General features: G+C 69.7%; 15 protein-coding genes and 1 riboswitch. Of the genes, 9 read left to right on the forward strand and 6 right to left on the reverse strand.

What is annotated here, in order from left to right:
* Nucleotides 1-88: 88 nt before the first annotated feature.
* A complete protein-coding gene (locus tag ACZ6CV_RS05785; RefSeq protein WP_016639615.1) occupies nucleotides 89-346 on the forward strand; it encodes a WhiB family transcriptional regulator in 258 nt (85 codons plus the stop codon).
* Nucleotides 347-580: 234 nt separating this feature from the next.
* On the opposite strand, the gene ACZ6CV_RS05790 is transcribed toward ACZ6CV_RS05785, so the two are convergent.
* Together ACZ6CV_RS05790 and ACZ6CV_RS05795 are read right to left on the reverse strand one after the other, a co-directional pair.
* Complete coding sequence (locus ACZ6CV_RS05790) at nucleotides 581-2,047, reverse strand: histidine kinase N-terminal domain-containing protein (RefSeq protein ID WP_469250284.1); 1,467 nt, start codon at nucleotides 2,045-2,047, stop codon at nucleotides 581-583.
* Between the two features lie 376 nt (nucleotides 2,048-2,423).
* Entirely contained in the window at nucleotides 2,424-3,059 is a 636-nt protein-coding gene (locus ACZ6CV_RS05795) for a TetR/AcrR family transcriptional regulator (RefSeq protein ID WP_469249764.1), read from the reverse strand.
* A 94-nt stretch (nucleotides 3,060-3,153) separates the two neighbouring features.
* On the opposite strand from ACZ6CV_RS05795, the gene ACZ6CV_RS05800 reads away from it, so the two are divergent.
* Together ACZ6CV_RS05800 and nagB are read left to right on the forward strand one after the other, a co-directional pair.
* Nucleotides 3,154-3,912, forward strand: coding sequence for an SDR family oxidoreductase (locus ACZ6CV_RS05800; protein ID WP_469249765.1), 759 nt, complete (start codon nucleotides 3,154-3,156; stop codon nucleotides 3,910-3,912).
* Between the two features lie 383 nt (nucleotides 3,913-4,295).
* Complete coding sequence (gene nagB, locus ACZ6CV_RS05805) at nucleotides 4,296-5,081, forward strand: glucosamine-6-phosphate deaminase (protein ID WP_358711614.1); 786 nt, start codon at nucleotides 4,296-4,298, stop codon at nucleotides 5,079-5,081.
* 135 nt (nucleotides 5,082-5,216) lie between these two features.
* Here the strand turns inward: nagB and ACZ6CV_RS05810 are convergent, their stop codons facing one another.
* From ACZ6CV_RS05810 to ACZ6CV_RS05825, 4 genes are all read right to left on the reverse strand, one after another.
* Nucleotides 5,217-6,740 carry a glycoside hydrolase family 3 protein gene (locus tag ACZ6CV_RS05810; protein ID WP_469249766.1) on the reverse strand — a complete coding sequence of 508 codons (1,524 nt, stop codon included), beginning with the start codon at nucleotides 6,738-6,740 and terminating at the stop codon, nucleotides 5,217-5,219.
* An 8-nt stretch (nucleotides 6,741-6,748) separates the two neighbouring features.
* Nucleotides 6,749-7,579 (reverse strand): carbohydrate ABC transporter permease, encoded by an 831-nt coding sequence (locus ACZ6CV_RS05815; protein ID WP_469249767.1) that lies wholly within the window; start codon nucleotides 7,577-7,579, stop codon nucleotides 6,749-6,751.
* Nucleotides 7,576-8,565, reverse strand: coding sequence for a carbohydrate ABC transporter permease (locus ACZ6CV_RS05820; protein WP_469249768.1), 990 nt, complete (start codon nucleotides 8,563-8,565; stop codon nucleotides 7,576-7,578). Before ACZ6CV_RS05820 ends, ACZ6CV_RS05815 begins: the two co-directional genes overlap by 4 nt.
* 151 nt (nucleotides 8,566-8,716) lie before the next feature.
* Nucleotides 8,717-9,991, reverse strand: coding sequence for an extracellular solute-binding protein (locus ACZ6CV_RS05825; protein WP_469249769.1), 1,275 nt, complete (start codon nucleotides 9,989-9,991; stop codon nucleotides 8,717-8,719).
* A gap of 325 nt (nucleotides 9,992-10,316) precedes the next feature.
* Between ACZ6CV_RS05825 and ACZ6CV_RS05830 the strand changes: the two genes are divergently transcribed.
* From ACZ6CV_RS05830 to ACZ6CV_RS05855, 6 genes are all read left to right on the forward strand, one after another.
* Nucleotides 10,317-11,099: a GntR family transcriptional regulator gene (locus ACZ6CV_RS05830; protein WP_362365199.1), complete on the forward strand. Its 783-nt coding sequence runs from the start codon at nucleotides 10,317-10,319 to the stop codon at nucleotides 11,097-11,099.
* Nucleotides 11,100-11,210: 111 nt separating this feature from the next.
* On the forward strand, nucleotides 11,211-13,352 hold the full coding sequence (locus tag ACZ6CV_RS05835) for a carbon starvation CstA family protein (protein ID WP_469249770.1): 2,142 nt from the start codon (nucleotides 11,211-11,213) through the stop codon (nucleotides 13,350-13,352).
* The gene (locus tag ACZ6CV_RS05840) at nucleotides 13,349-13,546 is read left to right on the forward strand and encodes a YbdD/YjiX family protein (protein WP_355802968.1); all 198 of its coding nucleotides are present in this window, start codon (nucleotides 13,349-13,351) and stop codon (nucleotides 13,544-13,546) included. Before ACZ6CV_RS05835 ends, ACZ6CV_RS05840 begins: the two co-directional genes overlap by 4 nt.
* Nucleotides 13,547-13,666: 120 nt before the next feature.
* Complete coding sequence (locus ACZ6CV_RS05845) at nucleotides 13,667-13,936, forward strand: DUF3311 domain-containing protein (RefSeq protein ID WP_362364584.1); 270 nt, start codon at nucleotides 13,667-13,669, stop codon at nucleotides 13,934-13,936.
* A 74-nt stretch (nucleotides 13,937-14,010) separates the two neighbouring features.
* Nucleotides 14,011-15,570, forward strand: coding sequence for a monocarboxylate uptake permease MctP (gene mctP, locus ACZ6CV_RS05850; RefSeq protein ID WP_469250285.1), 1,560 nt, complete (start codon nucleotides 14,011-14,013; stop codon nucleotides 15,568-15,570).
* Nucleotides 15,571-15,671: 101 nt separating this feature from the next.
* A complete protein-coding gene (locus ACZ6CV_RS05855) occupies nucleotides 15,672-16,178 on the forward strand; it encodes a GNAT family N-acetyltransferase (protein ID WP_469249771.1) in 507 nt (168 codons plus the stop codon).
* Between the two features lie 52 nt (nucleotides 16,179-16,230).
* A riboswitch (cobalamin riboswitch) is annotated at nucleotides 16,231-16,363 on the forward strand.
* Nucleotides 16,364-16,458: the final 95 nt, after the last annotated feature.

Here is a 16,458-nt window from a genome sequence, read left to right on the forward strand (position 1 = left end):
GGCGTCGGCCCTTCCCGTGCGGGGGGATTCGTGAAAGCGTTCACATTCACAAGCAACCTGAATGTAATACCAAGGAGAGGTAGCAGCCATGGACTGGCGTCACAACGCCGTTTGCCGCGAGGAAGACCCCGAGCTCTTCTTCCCCATCGGCAACACCGGTCCTGCGCTGCTGCAGATCGAGGAAGCCAAGGCCGTCTGCCGCCGCTGCCCCGTCATGGAGCAGTGCCTGCAGTGGGCGCTCGAGTCCGGCCAGGACTCCGGCGTCTGGGGTGGCCTCAGCGAGGACGAGCGCCGCGCAATGAAGCGCCGCGCCGCTCGCAACCGTGCACGCCAGGCCAGCGCCTGACGCCCACACCCCTTACGAGCCTGAGCTTGGCGGCGCGTACAGCGCGTACGCAACTCCCGCCCCCGAGCCGCAGCCGCGCAGTACCCCCGATGCGCATCGCAACGTGAGCAGTGAGCCCCGGACCCATCGGTCCGGGGCTCACTGCTGTGGGCGTCGAACTGCCGTGTGCGTCGAGGTGTACGGCTGGACGGGCCGACGTTTGCCGCCGCTACCGGCCGGTGTCGCCCGCCGGCGCTACTTGTCGGCGCGGACCGGGACGTCGAGGATCACCTGGGTGCCGCGCTCCGGGGCGCGGACCATGTCGAAGGTGCCGCCCAACTCGCCCTCGACCAGCGTGCGGACGATCTGCAGACCGAGATTGCCGGAGCGGTGCGGGTCGAATTCCTCGGGCAGGCCGATGCCGTCATCCTGAACGGTGATCAGCAGCCGCGCTTCCTTGCTGGTGCCGCCGCGCACGGCGGAGACCTCGACCGTGCCGGTGTCCCCCTCGCGGAAACCGTGCTCCAGCGCGTTCTGCAGGATTTCCGTGAGCACCATCGACAACGGTGTCGCGACCTCCGCGTCGAGAATTCCGAAGCGCCCGGTGCGCCGGCCCACGACCTTGCCGGGTGAGATCTCGGCGACCATCGCGAGCACCCGGTCGGCGATTTCGTCGAACTCCACACGCTCGTCCAGGTTCTGGGAAAGCGTTTCGTGGACGATGGCGATGGAACCCACCCGGCGCACCGCTTCCTCCAGGGCTTCGCGGCCCGTGGCGGAGTCGATGCGGCGCGCCTGCAGCCGCAGCAGCGCGGCGACCGTCTGGAGGTTGTTCTTCACCCGGTGGTGGATCTCCCGGATGGTCGCGTCCTTGGTGATCAACTCCCGCTCCCGGCGACGGAGTTCGGTGACGTCGCGCAGCAGGACGAGGGAGCCGATGCGGGGGCCCTTGGGCTTGAGCGGGATCGCGCGCAGCTGGATCACTCCGTCGCCGCCCTCGATCTCGAACTCGCGCGGCGCCCAGCCGCTGGCCAGCTTGGCCAGGGCCTCGTCCACCGGGCCGCGGGACGGGGCGAGTTCGGCGGTCGCCGTGCCCAGGTGGTGGCCGACGAGGTCGGAGGCGAGGCCGAGCCGGTGGTACGCGGAGAGGGCGTTCGGCGACGCGTACTGCACGATGCCGTCGGCGTCCAACCGCAGCAGGCCGTCGCCCACGCGCGGGGAGGCGTCCATGTCGACCTGCTGCCCCGGGAAGGGGAACGAGCCGGCGGCGATCATCTGTGCGAGGTCGGACGCCGACTGAAGGTAGGTCAGCTCCAGGCGGGACGGGGTGCGCACCGTCAGCAGGTTGGTGTTGCGCGCGATGACGCCCAGGACGCGTCCTTCCCGGCGTACCGGAATGGACTCGACGCGCACCGGCACCTCCTCGCGCCACTCCGGGTCGCCCTCGCGCACGATGCGGCCCTCGTCCAGGGCGGCGTCGAGGAGGGGGCGGCGGCCGCGCGGGACGAGGTGGCCGACCATGTCGTCCTGGTAGGAGGTGGGGCCGGTGTTGGGCCGCATCTGCGCCACGGAGACATAGCGGGTTCCGTCGCGCGTGGGGACCCAGAGCACCAGGTCGGCGAAGGAGAGGTCGGAGAGCAGCTGCCACTCCGAGACCAGCAGGTGCAGCCACTCGAGGTCGGAGTCACCGAGGGCGGTGTGCTGGCGTACGAGGTCGTTCATGGAGGGCACGTGTGCGAGCGTACCTTTCGCGTCCGGTGGGCCCGCTCCGTGGAGTTCCCGGCGGGATGGCGCCGGATGTGTGTGGAGGGCTCCGGCGATCCCGACGAGCCGCGGCGCCAGGGCGGGACCCTCAACCCACCCACGGCACCGCAGCCCTTCAGGTGCATCGGCCGTCAGAATGTGCGGTACTGAGCGGCCGATCGGGAGGATCCGACGCGGTCAGGGCAGAGAGCGCCGGTTCCTCGATCCGCTCTCCTGTGCGGGAAGAGCGGAGGCTTTACCCCCGCATTGTGGACTAGACCATTCTCCCATGTCTATGCGTCGACAGATGTTTGTTGTTGTCACTTTCTCCCACTCGCGCACCGGGCGCCAGGCCTCATTCCGGGTCGGTTCGCCCTGCGGACTCCCCCGCAGGCCGTGACCGCGGCCAGGCCCGCATGGCGAGGTCGGCCACCGCCTCGAGATCGCCCCTGGTGGCGCCGTCCCGCGCCTGCTGCGACATCCCCTGGAAGACGGCCCCCGTATAGCGGGCGAGAGCCACGGGATCGGTGTCGTCGGGCAGCTCCCCCGCGGCGACGGCCGCACGGATGCGGGACTCGATGTCCGCGAGATTGGTGTTGCGCCGCTCGCGCAGGGCCTCCTCCACCTCCGGCGTCGTGCAGTTGATCGCCGCCGAGATGACCAGGCACCCGCGGGGGCGGCCGGGGGCGGTGAACTCGGCCGCGGCCTCGCGCAGCATCCGTGACACCGCGCCGCGCACCGTCGGCTCCTCGTCGAAGGCACGGCCGCCGAAGGCGCCGTGGGTGTGGTCGTACCGCACGACGACCTCGTCGAAGAGGCGCCGCTTGTCGCCGAAGGCGGCGTAGAGGCTGGGCGCCCCGATCCCCATGGCGCGCGTCAGGTCGGAGACCGACGTCCCCTCGTACCCGTGTTCCCAAAAGGCGTGGAGCGCCTGCTCCAGCGCCGTTTCGCGGTCGAAGGAGCGGGGACGGCCGCGCTGTTTCGTCGCCATGGGGTGAATTGTATAGCGGGCACTAGTAAATGGGGGTGGGGGTCGGGTACGGTTCTTTCTGTAGCAACCACTAGAGAAATGGGGGGTGCCTGACATGGGTGCATCCACGGGCAGGCTCGCGGGGAAGACGGCGCTGGTCACGGGCGGGAGCCGCGGCATCGGCCGGGGCATCGCGGAGCGGCTCGGGCGGGACGGGGCGCGGGTGGCCGTGCACTACGGCAGCAACGAGGTGGCGGCGAAGGAGACGGTCGCCACGATCGAGGCGGCGGGCGGCTCCGCCTTCGCGATCGGCGCGGAGTTGGGGGTGCCCGGTGACGCCGAGGCGCTCTGGGCGGAGTTCGACCGGCATGCGGACGGCCTGGACATCCTGGTGAACAACGCCGGCATCGGGCTCTACGGCCACGTGGGGGAGGTGCGGGAGGCGGACTTCGACCGGGCGTTCGCGGTCAACTCCAAGGCACTCTTCTTCGTCACGCAGCACGGGCTCGGCCGACTGCGGGACGGCGGCCGGATCATCAACATCTCCTCGGGCGTCACGCGGATCGCCTTCCCGATCACCATCGCGTACTCGATGACGAAGGGTGCGGTGAATGTCCTGACCCACACGCTGGCGCAGGAGCTGGGCCCGCGCGGGATCACGGTCAACGCGGTCGCGCCGGGGATCATCCAGACGGACATGATGGACGGGCTCCCCGCCGAGCAGCGGGCGAGCATGGCGGCGTACTCGGCCTTCGACCGCATAGGTCAGCCGGCGGACGTGGCGGACATCGTGGCCTTCGTCGCCTCGGACGACGCGCGCTGGATCACGGGGCAGTACATCGACGCGACGGGCGGGTCGGTGCTGGGGGTGTGAGGACAAGCGGGTCGACGCTGGGGAGCGAGGGGCCGGTCGACCCTGGTCTGCTCGACGCGGGCTGAGGCGACCGGGGGCCGGGGCCCGGGCCCCGGGCACGCTTCGCTCGACGGGCGGAGGCCGCCGTGAGGGCTGAGCATGGACTGGAGGCTAAGCATGGGCTAGACGCTAAGCATGGGCCGGAGGCTGAGCGTGGGCTGGAGCTGAGCATGGGCTGGAGGCTGAGCATGGGCTGGAGGATTCGACTGTTCTGGCGGCACAGCTCTGCTAGATTGGTCTATACCACCAACTGCGTCTGAGTGCCCCTGAGTCTCGCGCGACGTCCCTTCAGAGACCCGGACACCAGTCCCCACAGTCCCCCTCTCCAGATCGGCAGGCCCAGCGTGGAAGTTGTCATCGTCCCGGACGCCAAGGCAGGCGGCGAGCTCATCGCGGAGGCCATGGCCGCCCTGGTGCGCCGTAAGCCTGACGCCCTGCTCGGTGTCGCCACCGGATCCACCCCGCTGCCCATCTACCAGGCGCTGGCCGCCAAGGTCGCGTCCGGCGCCGTGGACGCCTCGCGTGCGCGCATCTGTCAGCTCGACGAGTACGTGGGGCTGCCGGCCGGGCACCCGGAGTCGTACCGTTCCGTGGTGCTGCGGGAGGTCGTCGAGCCGCTCGGGCTGAGCGAGGACGCGTTCATGGGCCCGAACGGCAGCGCCAAGGACGTGCAGTCGGCGTGCGTGGCGTACGACAAGGCGCTGGCCGAGGCCGGCGGCGTGGACCTGCAGTTGCTGGGGATCGGGACCGACGGGCACATCGGCTTCAACGAGCCGTGTTCCTCGCTCGCTTCGCGTACGCGCATCAAGACGCTGACGGAGCAGACCCGGGTGGACAACGCGCGCTTCTTCGACGGGGACATCGAGCAGGTGCCCCACCACGTCATCACCCAGGGGATCGGGACGATTCTGGAGGCGCGGCACCTGGTGCTGCTCGCCACCGGTGAGGGCAAGGCGGACGCGGTGGCCGCGACGGTGGAGGGTCCGGTCGCCTCGGTCGTGCCCGCCTCGGCGCTGCAGTTGCACCCGCACGCCACGGTCGTCGTGGACGAGGCGGCCGCGTCCAAGCTGAAGCTCGCGGACTACTTCCGCCACACCTACGTGAACAAGCCGGACTGGCAGGGGCTTTAGGGGCTCAGGGGTTCTCCGGGCTCTGGGGGTAGCTCCTCGCCGCCATCAGGAGTCAGGAACGCCGGAAGGGGCGCCCCTCAACGGGGGCGCCCCTTCCGGCGTTGCGGGGCCGGCACGAGTGCGCCGACGCCGAAGTCACGCGCCCGTGATCGCCTCCGCCGCCGCCTCGCCGCACACCCGTGCCGCGCCGCGGGTGGCGATGTGGATCGCGCCGACCGGGGCGGACTGGGGGACGCCCATCTCGACCACGACCGTGTCCGGGCGGGCCGTGACGAGGGTGGTCAGGGCGTCGGCCATCCACCCGTGCCGGTGGGCGTCGCGGACGACGGCGACGATGCGCCGCTCCCCCGCCGCCGCCAGGGCCTCGGCGCCCGCGCCGTCGCCGGAGAAGGTGCCGGACGCCGTGCCGGGGAAGCGGGCCGTCAGCTCGGCGGTGACGCCCCACGGGGTCTCGTCGCCGACCGCGATGTTCGGCAGCGGCGAGAAGGTGGCGACGTAGGGGGCCTCGGTGACCGGGGCCGCGTAGGTCTCGCCGCGGGTGACCGTCAGGGCGCGGCGGGCCGCGACCAGGCCGATCCCGGTGTCGGGCATGCCCCCCGGCACGCCCGCCGCGAGACCAGCCCCAGCCGCTCCCCCGCCCGCCGACGCCGCGGCCCAGCCGGCCAGGGCGCGTACGCGGTCGGCGGCTTCGGCGAGCCGTTCCTCGGGCAGTTCGCCGGAGCGGACCGCCGCGACGAAGGCGTCCCGCAGCCGCAGCACGGTGCCCTCGTCCGAGGGGCCGCCGCCGGTGCAGATGGCGTCGGCGCCCGCGGCGATGGCGAGGACGCAGCCGCGCTCGAAGCCGTAGGTGCCGGCGATCGCCTGCATGTCCATGCCGTCGGTGACGATGAGTCCCTCGTAGCCGAACTCCTCGCGGAGCAGGCCGGTGAGGATGCGGCGGGAGAGGGTGCCGGGGTGGTCCGGGTCCAGGGCCGGGGCCAGCACGTGCGCGCTCATCACCGCCCGGGTGCCCGCGGCGATGGCCGCGCGGAACGGCGCGAGGTCGCGGGAGTCGAGGACGTCCCGGTCGACGTCGATGACCGGCACGGAGTGGTGCGAGTCGATCGCGGTGTCGCCGTGGCCGGGGAAGTGCTTGGCGGAGGTGGCGACGCCGGCGGACTGCATGCCCTCGACGTAGGCGGCGGTGTGCCGGGCGACGAGTTCGGGGTCCGAGCCGAAGGAGCGTACGCCGATGACCGGGTTGTCGGGGTTGGCGTTGACGTCGGCCGAGGGCGCCCAGTTGAAGTTGATGCCGCAGGCGGCCAGGCGCCGGCCGAGGTCGGCGGCGACCGCGCGGGTCAGCGCGGGGTCGTCGACGGCGCCGAGCGCGTGGTTGCCCGGGTAGGAGGAGCCGGTGCGCACCTCCAGGCGGGTGACGTCGCCGCTCTCCTCGTCGATGGCGATCAGCAGGTCTTCGCGCTCGGCGCGCAGCTGCGCGGTGAGGGCGGCCACCTGTTCGGCGCTCTGGACGTTGCGGCCGAACAGGCTGACGGAGGCGAGGCCTTCGCCGATCCGGTGGCGTACCCAGTCCGGTACGGCGGCGGTGCCGTCGAAGCCGGGCTGCAGGACGGCCAGGGCGTTGCGGGTGAGGGTGTCACCGGCGTGCGTGAGTGTCGTCATGAGCGGAGCTATCCCTTCACTGCGCCGTCGGTCAGGCCGGCCACGGCCTTGCGCTGCAGGAAGACGAAGAGGACGAGGATCGGGACGGCGAAGAGGGAGGCGGCCGCCATGGTGGCGCCCCAGTCGTCGCCGAAGGCGGTCTGGAAGCTGGACAGCCAGATCGGCAGGGTCTTGGCGTCCGCTTCCTTGTTGAGCACGAGCGCCAGCGGGAACTCGTTCCAGGCGGTGATGAAGCCGAAGAGCGAGGTCGACATCAGGCCCGGCGCGAGCAGCGGCAGGATCACCCGGCGGAAGGCCTGCATACGGGTGCAGCCGTCGACCATGGCGGACTCCTCCAGCTCCTTGGGCACGGCGGCGACGAAGCCGCGGAGCGTGAGGAGGGTGAAGGGCAGGATCATCACCATGTAGAAGAGGGTCAGCGGGATCAGACTGTTCAGCATGTCCGCGTCGCGCACGATGATGTAGATCGCGATGACCATGACTTCCCACGGCGCCATCTGCGCCAGCATGAAGCCGACGATGAAGCCGCGCCGCCCCTTGAAGCGCATCCGGGCGAGGGCGAACGCCGCGGTCACGCCGATGACGAGGGAGAAGAGGACCGCGAGGATCGTCACGGTGAGCGAGTTGCCGACCATGGTCCAGAAGTGGTCGGCGTCGATCGCCTTCTTGAAGTGCTCCAGCGTGGCGTCGGTCGGGAACCAGACCGGGTCCTCGGCGATGATGTCGCCGGTCGGCTTGAAGGCCGTGGCGAACATCCAGTACACGGGGAAGACGCAGAAGACGAAGATGACGACGGCGGCCAGGTTGGGCCAGAGCCGGCCGATCGGCGAGCGCTTCACAGCTCGTCCTCCTCTTGCTTGAGCACGATCCGCAGGTAGAACGAGGTGATGGCCAGCAGGATGATGATGGTGAGCAGGGCGATCGCGGCACCCATGCCGAAGTGCTGGTTGCCCATGCCCTCGATGTAGGCGTAGACGGGGAGGATCTCGGTGAGCCGGTCGGGGCCGCCCTCGTTGATCGTGAAGACCTGGACGAACGCCTTGAAGACCCAGATGATCTCCAGGAACGTCGTGGCGTAGAGGAAGGGCCGCAGATACGGCAGCGTGACCTGGGTGAACTGCTTCCAGGCGCCCGCGCCGTCCAGCGCGGCGGCCTCGTACAGCTCCTTGGGGATGGTGGTCGTGGCGGCGTACAGGTTGATCGCCACGAAGGGGATGGACATCCAGACGATGAGGAGCAGGACAACGAAGAAGGTCGAGGCCTGCGTGGCCAGCCAGTCGTGGTCGGCCATCGAATCGAAGCCGACCTTGGCGAACACCCAGTTGACGACGCCGAAGCGCTGCGCGAACAGCCACTGGTAGACCGTGCTGGCCGCGACGACGGGCATCGCCCAGGCGAGCACCAGGCCGAGCAGCAGGAACGTGCGCATCTTCCGGCCGAGGCGCGCGAGCAGCAGTCCCACCAGCGTGCCGAGGACCATGATCAGCACGACGTTGACGGCGGTGAAGGCGACCGAGCGGCCGGTGACCCGCCAGAAGTCCTCGCCGGTGAGGACGTCCTTGTAGTTGTCGAATCCGTTCCACTCGGTCAAGTGCAGGATGAACTGCCGCATGTTGAGGTTCTGGAACGACAGCATCCCGTTGTTGACCAGCGGCCAGCCGAGCAACAGCAGGGTGACGATGATCGCGGGGGCAAGGAGCAGATAGGGCGTCAGCCCGGCGAGACGCCGGGGCTCCCTGCGCGGGCCACCTGGATGCGGCCCGCCTGCCGGTGTCTGCACCTCCGTCGGGCCGGAGGGCGGCCGTTCGGTCTTCTGCACGGTCATGCTCGCCATCTCTTTCGTGGGCAACGCGGAGCGCTGGGGGCAGCGCGGAAAACGCCGAGAGCGCAGAGGGCGCGGAGAGCGCGGAGAGCGCATGGATACGCCGGGGGCAGCGGGGTCGTGTCACCCGCCGCCCCCGGCAGGGCACGCGTTCCTACTGCTTCTGCGCCAGGCGCTTGTTGAGCTCGCCCTCGACCTGCTTGGCGGCGTCGGCAGGCGACTTACCGTTGAGCACCGCGGTCATGTAGTTCTTGATCGGGTTCGGCGGGTTCTCGACCGCGCCCCACTCCGGGATCAGCGGGGTGGTGCCGCCGCCGGCGGTGGCGGGAGCGGCGGCCTCGGCGGCCGGGTTGCCCTTGAGGTTGGACTCCAGCGCCTTCTTGTTCGGAATCGTGCCGCCTTCCTTGGCGAACTGACCCTCGAACTTGTCGGACAGCGCGATCTTCAGGAACTCCTTGGCGAGCTCCTGCTTCTTGCTGGTCGCGGCGACGGCGAGGTTGGAGCCGCCGAGGAAGACGCCCTCGGGCTTGTCGGCCGTCTCACCGGGGATCGTGAAGAAGCCGATGTCCTTCTCGATCTTCTTGTTGGCCTTGATCGCGGTCGCGGCCTCCCAGCTCATGCCGATGAAGGCGCCGGTCTTGCCCTTGGCGAAGACCTCGGCCTGCTGCGGGGTGGCCTCGTCCTTGTTCTTGGGGGCCTTGGAGAGGTCCGCGAACTGCTTGTACGTCTTCATCGCCTTGGCGACCTTGGGGTCACCGAGGTTGGAGACGTACTTGTCGCCGTCCTTCTTGACCAGCTCGGCGCCCTCGCCGATGGTCAGGCCGACGAAGTGGTACCAGTTCTGGCCGGGCAGGTAGATCGGCTCGGCGTCGGTCTTGGAACCGATCTGCTTGAGGTCCTTGAGGAACTCGGCGCGGGTCTTGGGAAGCTCCTTGATGCCGGCGTCGGCCCAGACCTTCTTGTTGTAGACCACGACGCGGTTGAGGACGAACCACGGGGCGGCGTACTGCTTGCCGTCGATGACCGAGGCCTTGTTCATCGATTCGGTCCAGTCGGCGCCGATGGACTCCTTGAGGTCACCGAGCTCGGCGAGGCCACCGGTCTTGGCGTACGCGGCGGTCTGGGTGTTGCCGATCTCGAAGACGTCCGGCGGGTTCTCCTCGGAGAGGGCGGTGGTCAGCTTCTGCTGGATGCCGTTCCACTGCTGGACCTCGAACTTGAGCTTCGCGCCGGTCTTCTTCTCGAAGGCGGCGGTGACGTCCTTCTGCCACTGGTCGGGCGTCGATCCGTCCATCGCCCAGAGCGTCAGGGTCTCCCCCTTGAAGCTGTCGGCTCCCCCGGCCTTCTTGTCGTCGTCGTCACTGCCGCACGCCGCGACCGAGACCAACATGCCCGCGACACCGATGGCCGCTATGAGCTTGCGCTTCACGTCACCCTCCTCAAGGGATGCCAGTCAACCCCCCACCCGCAGCGACCGAATGGACCGAGATCTGCCCGTGGGACTGGAACCTGGTCTTTAATGGTGTAGACCAGTACGGGGAGCTTGGCCTAGACCTTTAGGGGTGTCAAGGGTGTATAAGAAGGGCAGTCGCGTCCGTTATCGGACCGACACCTGAGCAGGCGGAGTCTTCCCACGAGCTCTCGACTTCGCTCGACCAGGGGGCGCCCCCTGGGCCCGGTACGTGCCACGATGTGAGCCGCGACAGACGGAGGAGCCGGTGACGGCAGCAGCACAGGAGCCGGGAAGGCAGATCATGGGCAGCGAGGCGGACAGTTCCGGCACCGGGGCCGACGTGCCCACGGAGGCTCCCACCGTCGGCCGCACCGCGCGCGTGCCCAAGTACTACCGCCTGAAGCGGCACTTGCTGGACATGACGGAGACGCTGCCGCCCGGCACCCCCGTCCCCCCGGAGCGCACCCTCGCCGCCGAGTTCGACACCTCCCGCACCACGGTGCGCCAGGCGCTGCAGGAGCTGGTCGTCGAGGGCCGGCTGGAGCGGATCCAGGGCAAGGGCACGTTCGTCGCCAAGCCCAAGGTGTCGCAGGCCCTCCAACTCACCTCGTACACCGAGGACATGAGGGCCCAGGGTCTGGAGCCCACCTCGCAGCTCCTGGACATCGGGTACATCACCGCGGACGACACCCTCGCCGGGCTGCTCGACATCAGCGCGGGCGGCCGCGTCCTGCGCATCGAGCGGCTCCGGCTCGCCAACGGCGAGGCGATGGCCATCGAGACCACCCACCTCTCGGCCAAGCGCTTCCCCGCCCTGCGCCGCTCCCTGGTCAAGTACACCTCGCTCTACACCGCGCTCGCCGAGGTGTACGACGTGCACCTCGCGGAGGCCGAGGAGACCATCGAGACCTCGCTCGCCACCCCGCGCGAGGCCGGCCTGCTCGGCACCGACGTGGGCCTGCCGATGCTGCTGCTCTCCCGCCACTCGCTGGACGGGAACGGCAGGCCGGTGGAGTGGGTGCGCTCCGTCTACCGCGGCGACCGCTACAAGTTCGTCGCACGCCTCAAGCGCCCCACGGACTGACGCCCGCGCACCGCGCCCCCAGGGGGTCTGGCGCGCATCACCGCGCTGCTCTACGTTCCTCCCGTCATCGCACGATGAACGTCATCGCAAGATGAACGGGAGGACGACCCGGTGCGCACCGCGAATCCCCGCTCCATCGTCATCTGGTCCCTCGTCGCGCTGATCGGCGCCGCGGGCTGGACCGTCCTGGCCCTCGCCCGCGACGAGGAGGTGTCGGCCGCCTGGATGGTCGCGGCGGCCGTCGGCTCGTACGCGGTCGCGTACCGCTTCTACTCGAAGTTCATCGCGTACAAGGTGCTCAAGGTCGACAAGCGGCGGGCCACGCCCGCCGAGCGGCTCGACAACGGCATCGACTTCCACCCGACCGACCGCCGGGTGCTGCTCGGCCACCACTTCGCGGCGATCGCGGGCGCGGGCCCGCTGGTCGGGCCGGTGCTCGCCGCCCAGATGGGATACCTGCCCGGCACCATCTGGATCATCGCCGGGGTGATCTTCGCGGGCGCCGTGCAGGACATGGTCGTGCTGTTCTTCTCGACCCGGCGCGACGGCAAGTCGCTCGGGCAGATGGCGCGCGAGGAGATCGGCCCGTTCGGCGGGGCCGCCGCGCTGCTCGCCACCTTCGCCATCATGATCATCCTGCTCGGGGTGCTCGCGCTCGTCGTCGTCAACGCGCTCGCCGAGTCGCCGTGGGGCACCTTCTCCATCGCGATGACGGTCCCGATCGCCCTGCTCATGGGCTTCTACCTGCGGGTCCTGCGCCCCGGCCGGGTCAGCGAGGTCTCCCTGATCGGTGTCGCGCTGCTGCTGCTCGCACTCGTCGGCGGGCGCTGGGTCGCGGAGTCCTCCCTCGCGGACACCTTCACGCTGGCCCCGTCGACGCTGGTGATCTGCCTGGTGGCGTACGGCTTCATCGCCTCGATCCTGCCGGTGTGGATGCTGCTGGCGCCGCGCGACTACCTCTCCACCTTCATGAAGATCGGCACCATCGTGCTGCTCGCCGTGGGCGTCGTGGTCACGCTGCCCACGCTGAAGATGGACCCGGTGACCGACTTCGCCTCGCGCGGCGACGGTCCGGTCTTCGCGGGCTCGCTCTTCCCCTTCGTCTCCATCACCATCGCCTGCGGGGCGCTGTCCGGCTTCCACGCGCTGATTTCCTCGGGCACCACGCCGAAGATGATCCAGAAGGAGACGCAGGTCCGGATGGTCGGGTACGGCTCCATGCTGATGGAGTCGGCCGTCGCCGTGATGGCGCTCGTCGCCGCCTCGATCATCGACCCCGGTCTGTACTTCGCGATGAACGCGCCGGCCGGCGTGGTCGGCGGCACCGTCCAGGAGGCGTCGAAGGCCGTCGCGGGGTTCGGGTACACCATCTCGCCTGCCGAGCTGGCGCAGGCCGCCCGGCAGGTCGAGGAGTCCTCGCTCCTGTCGCGGACCGGCGGCGCGCCCACCCTGGCGGTCGGCGTCTCGGAGATCTTCTCGAAGGTCACCGGCGGCTCGCTGCGGGCCTTCTGGTACCACTTCGCGATCATGTTCGAGGCGCTGTTCATCCTGACCGCGCTGGACGCGGGCACCCGCGTGGGCCGCTTCATGCTCCAGGACATGCTGGGCAACGTCCACAAACCCTTCAGGAACATGAGCTGGAAGCCGGGCCTGCTGCTGACCAGCGCCGCCATCACCGGCCTGTGGGGGTACTTCCTGTGGGTCGGCGTGCACGAGCCGCTCGGCGGGATCAACCAGCTCTTCCCGATCTTCGGCATCGCCAATCAGCTGCTCGCCGCCGTCGCCCTCGCCGTCTGCACCACGCTGCTGGTCAAGTCCGGCCGCCTCAAGTGGGCCTGGATCACCGCGGTCCCGCTCGCCTGGGACGCGACGGTGACGCTCACCGCGAGCTGGCAGAAGGTGTTCTCCAGTGATCCGCGCGTCGGCTTCTTCCAGCAGCGCGCCGACTACCGGGACGCCATCGACGACGGGAAGATCCTGCCGCCCGCCAAGACCATGGACGACATGCACACCGTCGTCACCAACTCCACGGTGGACGGCGTCCTTTCGGCGGTGCTGGCGCTGCTCGTCGTCGTCGTGATCGTGGACGCCGCCCGCGTCTGCGTCCGGCACGTCCGCGCCCCCGGGGCCTCCCGGCTCACGGAAGCCCCGTACGTGGCATCGCGGTTGACCGCCCCCGCCGGACTCTTCGCGACCCGCGAGGAGAAGGAGGAGGAACGGCAAGAGCGGGACCGGGAGGGAGTGACGCCATGACCTGGCTGCTGCGCGGAGTGCGCTGGATGCGCTGGTACGTCAGGGAGTTGACGGACGAGAGCGCGTACGAGCGGTACGTGGCTCATATCCGCAGGGACCATCCGGACGCAACCGTCCCCAGCCGCCGCGCATTCGAGCGGATGCGGACGGACCAGCAGGAGTCGGACCCCCGGCAGGGCTTCCGCTGCTGCTGAGCAGGGACATTACGCGGAGGTGATCCGTCCGTTATCCGGACGGGGGTTCCATACCGCGAGACTGTGGCTTAGATTTCCCGCACGTTAAGCATGGGATAAGTGAGGGAACGGAGCCGCGACATGTCAGATGCGCCGGAAGTGAACAGACCGGTCGTCACGCCGGTCCGCGTGGTCATCGCCGTCTGCCTTGTCGCGCCCTTCGTGGCGATGCTGTGGGTGAGCTCCTACGCCAAGATCGACCCGACCCTGATCGGCATCCCGTTCTTCTACTGGTACCAGATGCTGTGGGTGCTCATCTCCACGGTGCTGACGATGACCGCGTACAAGCTGTGGCAGCGTGACCAGCGCTCCCGCAAGGCCGCGCAGGCCCAGGGGGGTGCCGGAAAGTGACCACACTCGCATCGGGCGGCGTGAACGGCGTCGCCCTCGGGGTCTTCATCTTCTTCTTCGTCGCGGTCACGGCGATGGGCTTCCTGGCCGCGCGCTGGCGCAGGGCCGAGACCGAGTCCCTGGACGAATGGGGCCTGGGCGGACGGTCGTTCGGCACCTGGGTCACCTGGTTCCTGCTCGGCGGAGACCTGTACACCGCGTACACCTTCGTGGCCGTCCCGGCGGCGATCTACGCGGCGGGCGCGGCCGGCTTCTTCGCCGTCCCGTACACGATCCTCGTCTACCCGCTGATCTTCACCTTCCTGCCGCGCCTGTGGTCGGTCTCGCACAAGCACGGCTACGTGACCACCTCGGACTTCGTGCGCGGGCGGTTCGGCTCCAAGGGGCTCTCGCTGGCCGTCGCGGTCACCGGCATCCTCGCCACGATGCCGTACATCGCGCTCCAACTGGTCGGCATCCAGGCCGTTCTCGACGTCATGGGCATCGGTGGCGGCCCCGACACCAACTGGTTCGTCAAGGACCTGCCGTTGCTGATCGCGTTCGCGGTGCTCGCGGCGTACACGTACTCCTCGGGGCTGCGCGCGCCCGCGCTGATCGCGTTCGTGAAGGACGGGCTGATCTACCTCGTCATCGCCGTCGCGATCATCTACATCCCGATCAAGCTCGGCGGCTTCGACGACATCTTCGCCAAGGCCGGCGACGCCTTCGGGGTGGTCAACGAGGGCACGGGCAAACCGCGCGGCGCCCTCGCGCCGCCCGAGGCCGGCCAGTGGACGTACGCGACGCTGGCGCTCGGCTCGGCGCTCGCGCTCTTCATGTACCCGCACTCGATCACGGCGACGCTCTCCTCCAAGAACCGCAACGTCATCCGCCGCAACACCACGATCCTGCCGCTCTATTCGCTGATGCTGGGCCTGCTCGCGCTGCTCGGCTTCATGGCGATCGCCGCCGGGGTCAAGGTCGACAACGGCCAGCTGGCCATCCCGCAGCTCTTCGAGGACATGTTCCCCGACTGGTTCACCGGCGTCGCCTTCGCCGCGATCGGCATCGGCGCGCTCGTGCCCGCCGCCATCATGTCCATCGCGGCCGCGAACCTCTTCACCCGCAACATCTACAAGGACTTCATCAAGCCCGACGCGACGCCCGAGCAGGAGACCAAGGTCTCCAAGCTGGTCTCGCTCCTGGTGAAGGTGGGCGCCCTCATCTTCGTCCTCGGCATGGACAAGACCGTGGCGATCAACTTCCAGCTGCTGGGCGGCATCTGGATCCTGCAGACGATGCCCGCGCTGGTCGGCGGCCTGTTCACCCGGTGGTTCCACCGCTGGGCGCTGCTCGCGGGCTGGGCGGTCGGCATGGTCTACGGCACGCTGGCCGCGTACGGCGTCGCCTCGCCCACGCAGAAGCACTTCGGCGGCTCCTCCGACACGATCCCGGGCATCGGCGAGATCGGCTACATCGGCCTCACCGCCTTCGTCCTGAACGTGGTGGTCACCGTGGTCCTCACCTTCGTCCTGAAGGCGCTGAAGGCCCCCGAGGGCGTCGACGAGACGTCTCCGGAGGACTACACGGCGGACGCGGGCGACCCCGGCGTCGTGGAGGAACTGCCGCCGGCCACCGCGGGCGCCGGCCACTGAGCCCGCTCCCGCGGAGCTGAGTCCGCTCCCGCCCCGCCGACACCGGAGGGCCGCCGGAAAACCGGCGGCCCTTTGTCGTGCGCTGTTGCACACTGCGCCCCATGGACATCACGATCAGAACGGCACGCCCCGAGGAGTACGCGGCGCTGGGCGACCTCACCGCGCAGGCCTATCTCGACGACGGACACCTGGACTATGGGGCGGACGACCAGTACCTGCCCGTGCTGCGGGACGTGGCGGGGCGCGCGGCGCACGCCGAGATCCTGGTCGCCGTGGCGGACGGCACCGCGGACGGCGCGCTGCTCGGCGGCGTCACCTTCGTGCCCTCCGGCGGCGCCCTGGCCGACATCGCGCGCGACGACGAGACGGAGATCCGCATGCTGGCGGTCTCGCCCGCGGCGCGCGGCCGCGGGGTCGGCGAACTACTCGTCCGCGCGTGCGTGCAGCGGTCCCGGGAGGCGGGCCGGCGCCGGCTCGTGCTGTCCTCCTCGCCCTCCATGCGGACCGCACACCGGCTCTACGAACGCCTCGGCTTCACGCGGACCCCGGAGCGCGACTGGTGCCCGCTCCCCGACCTCCCGCTGCTCACCTACGCGTTGACACTCTAGGCCCCATCCCCCGCGATCCGACACAAGATGTGGGCCTGCTTCCGCGGGCCGACACAAGATGTATGCTCGTGCTCGCTGTCGCCGCAGGGGAATCCGGTGCAAGTCCGGAACTGTCCCGCAACGGTGGACGTGTACGCCTTTGTCGTACGCGGAGTCCGAAGACCTGCCAGCAGCGCACCCGTGCCGTCCGGCCCGGGTGCCGACCGTCCGGGCCTCGTGGAATGGGCCGGTGGACGCGGTACGCCGCCCTGTCCGGGTGCGCCCGTGTGTGCCGTCCCCT

Source organism: Streptomyces sp. NPDC041713 (assembly GCF_055591085.1).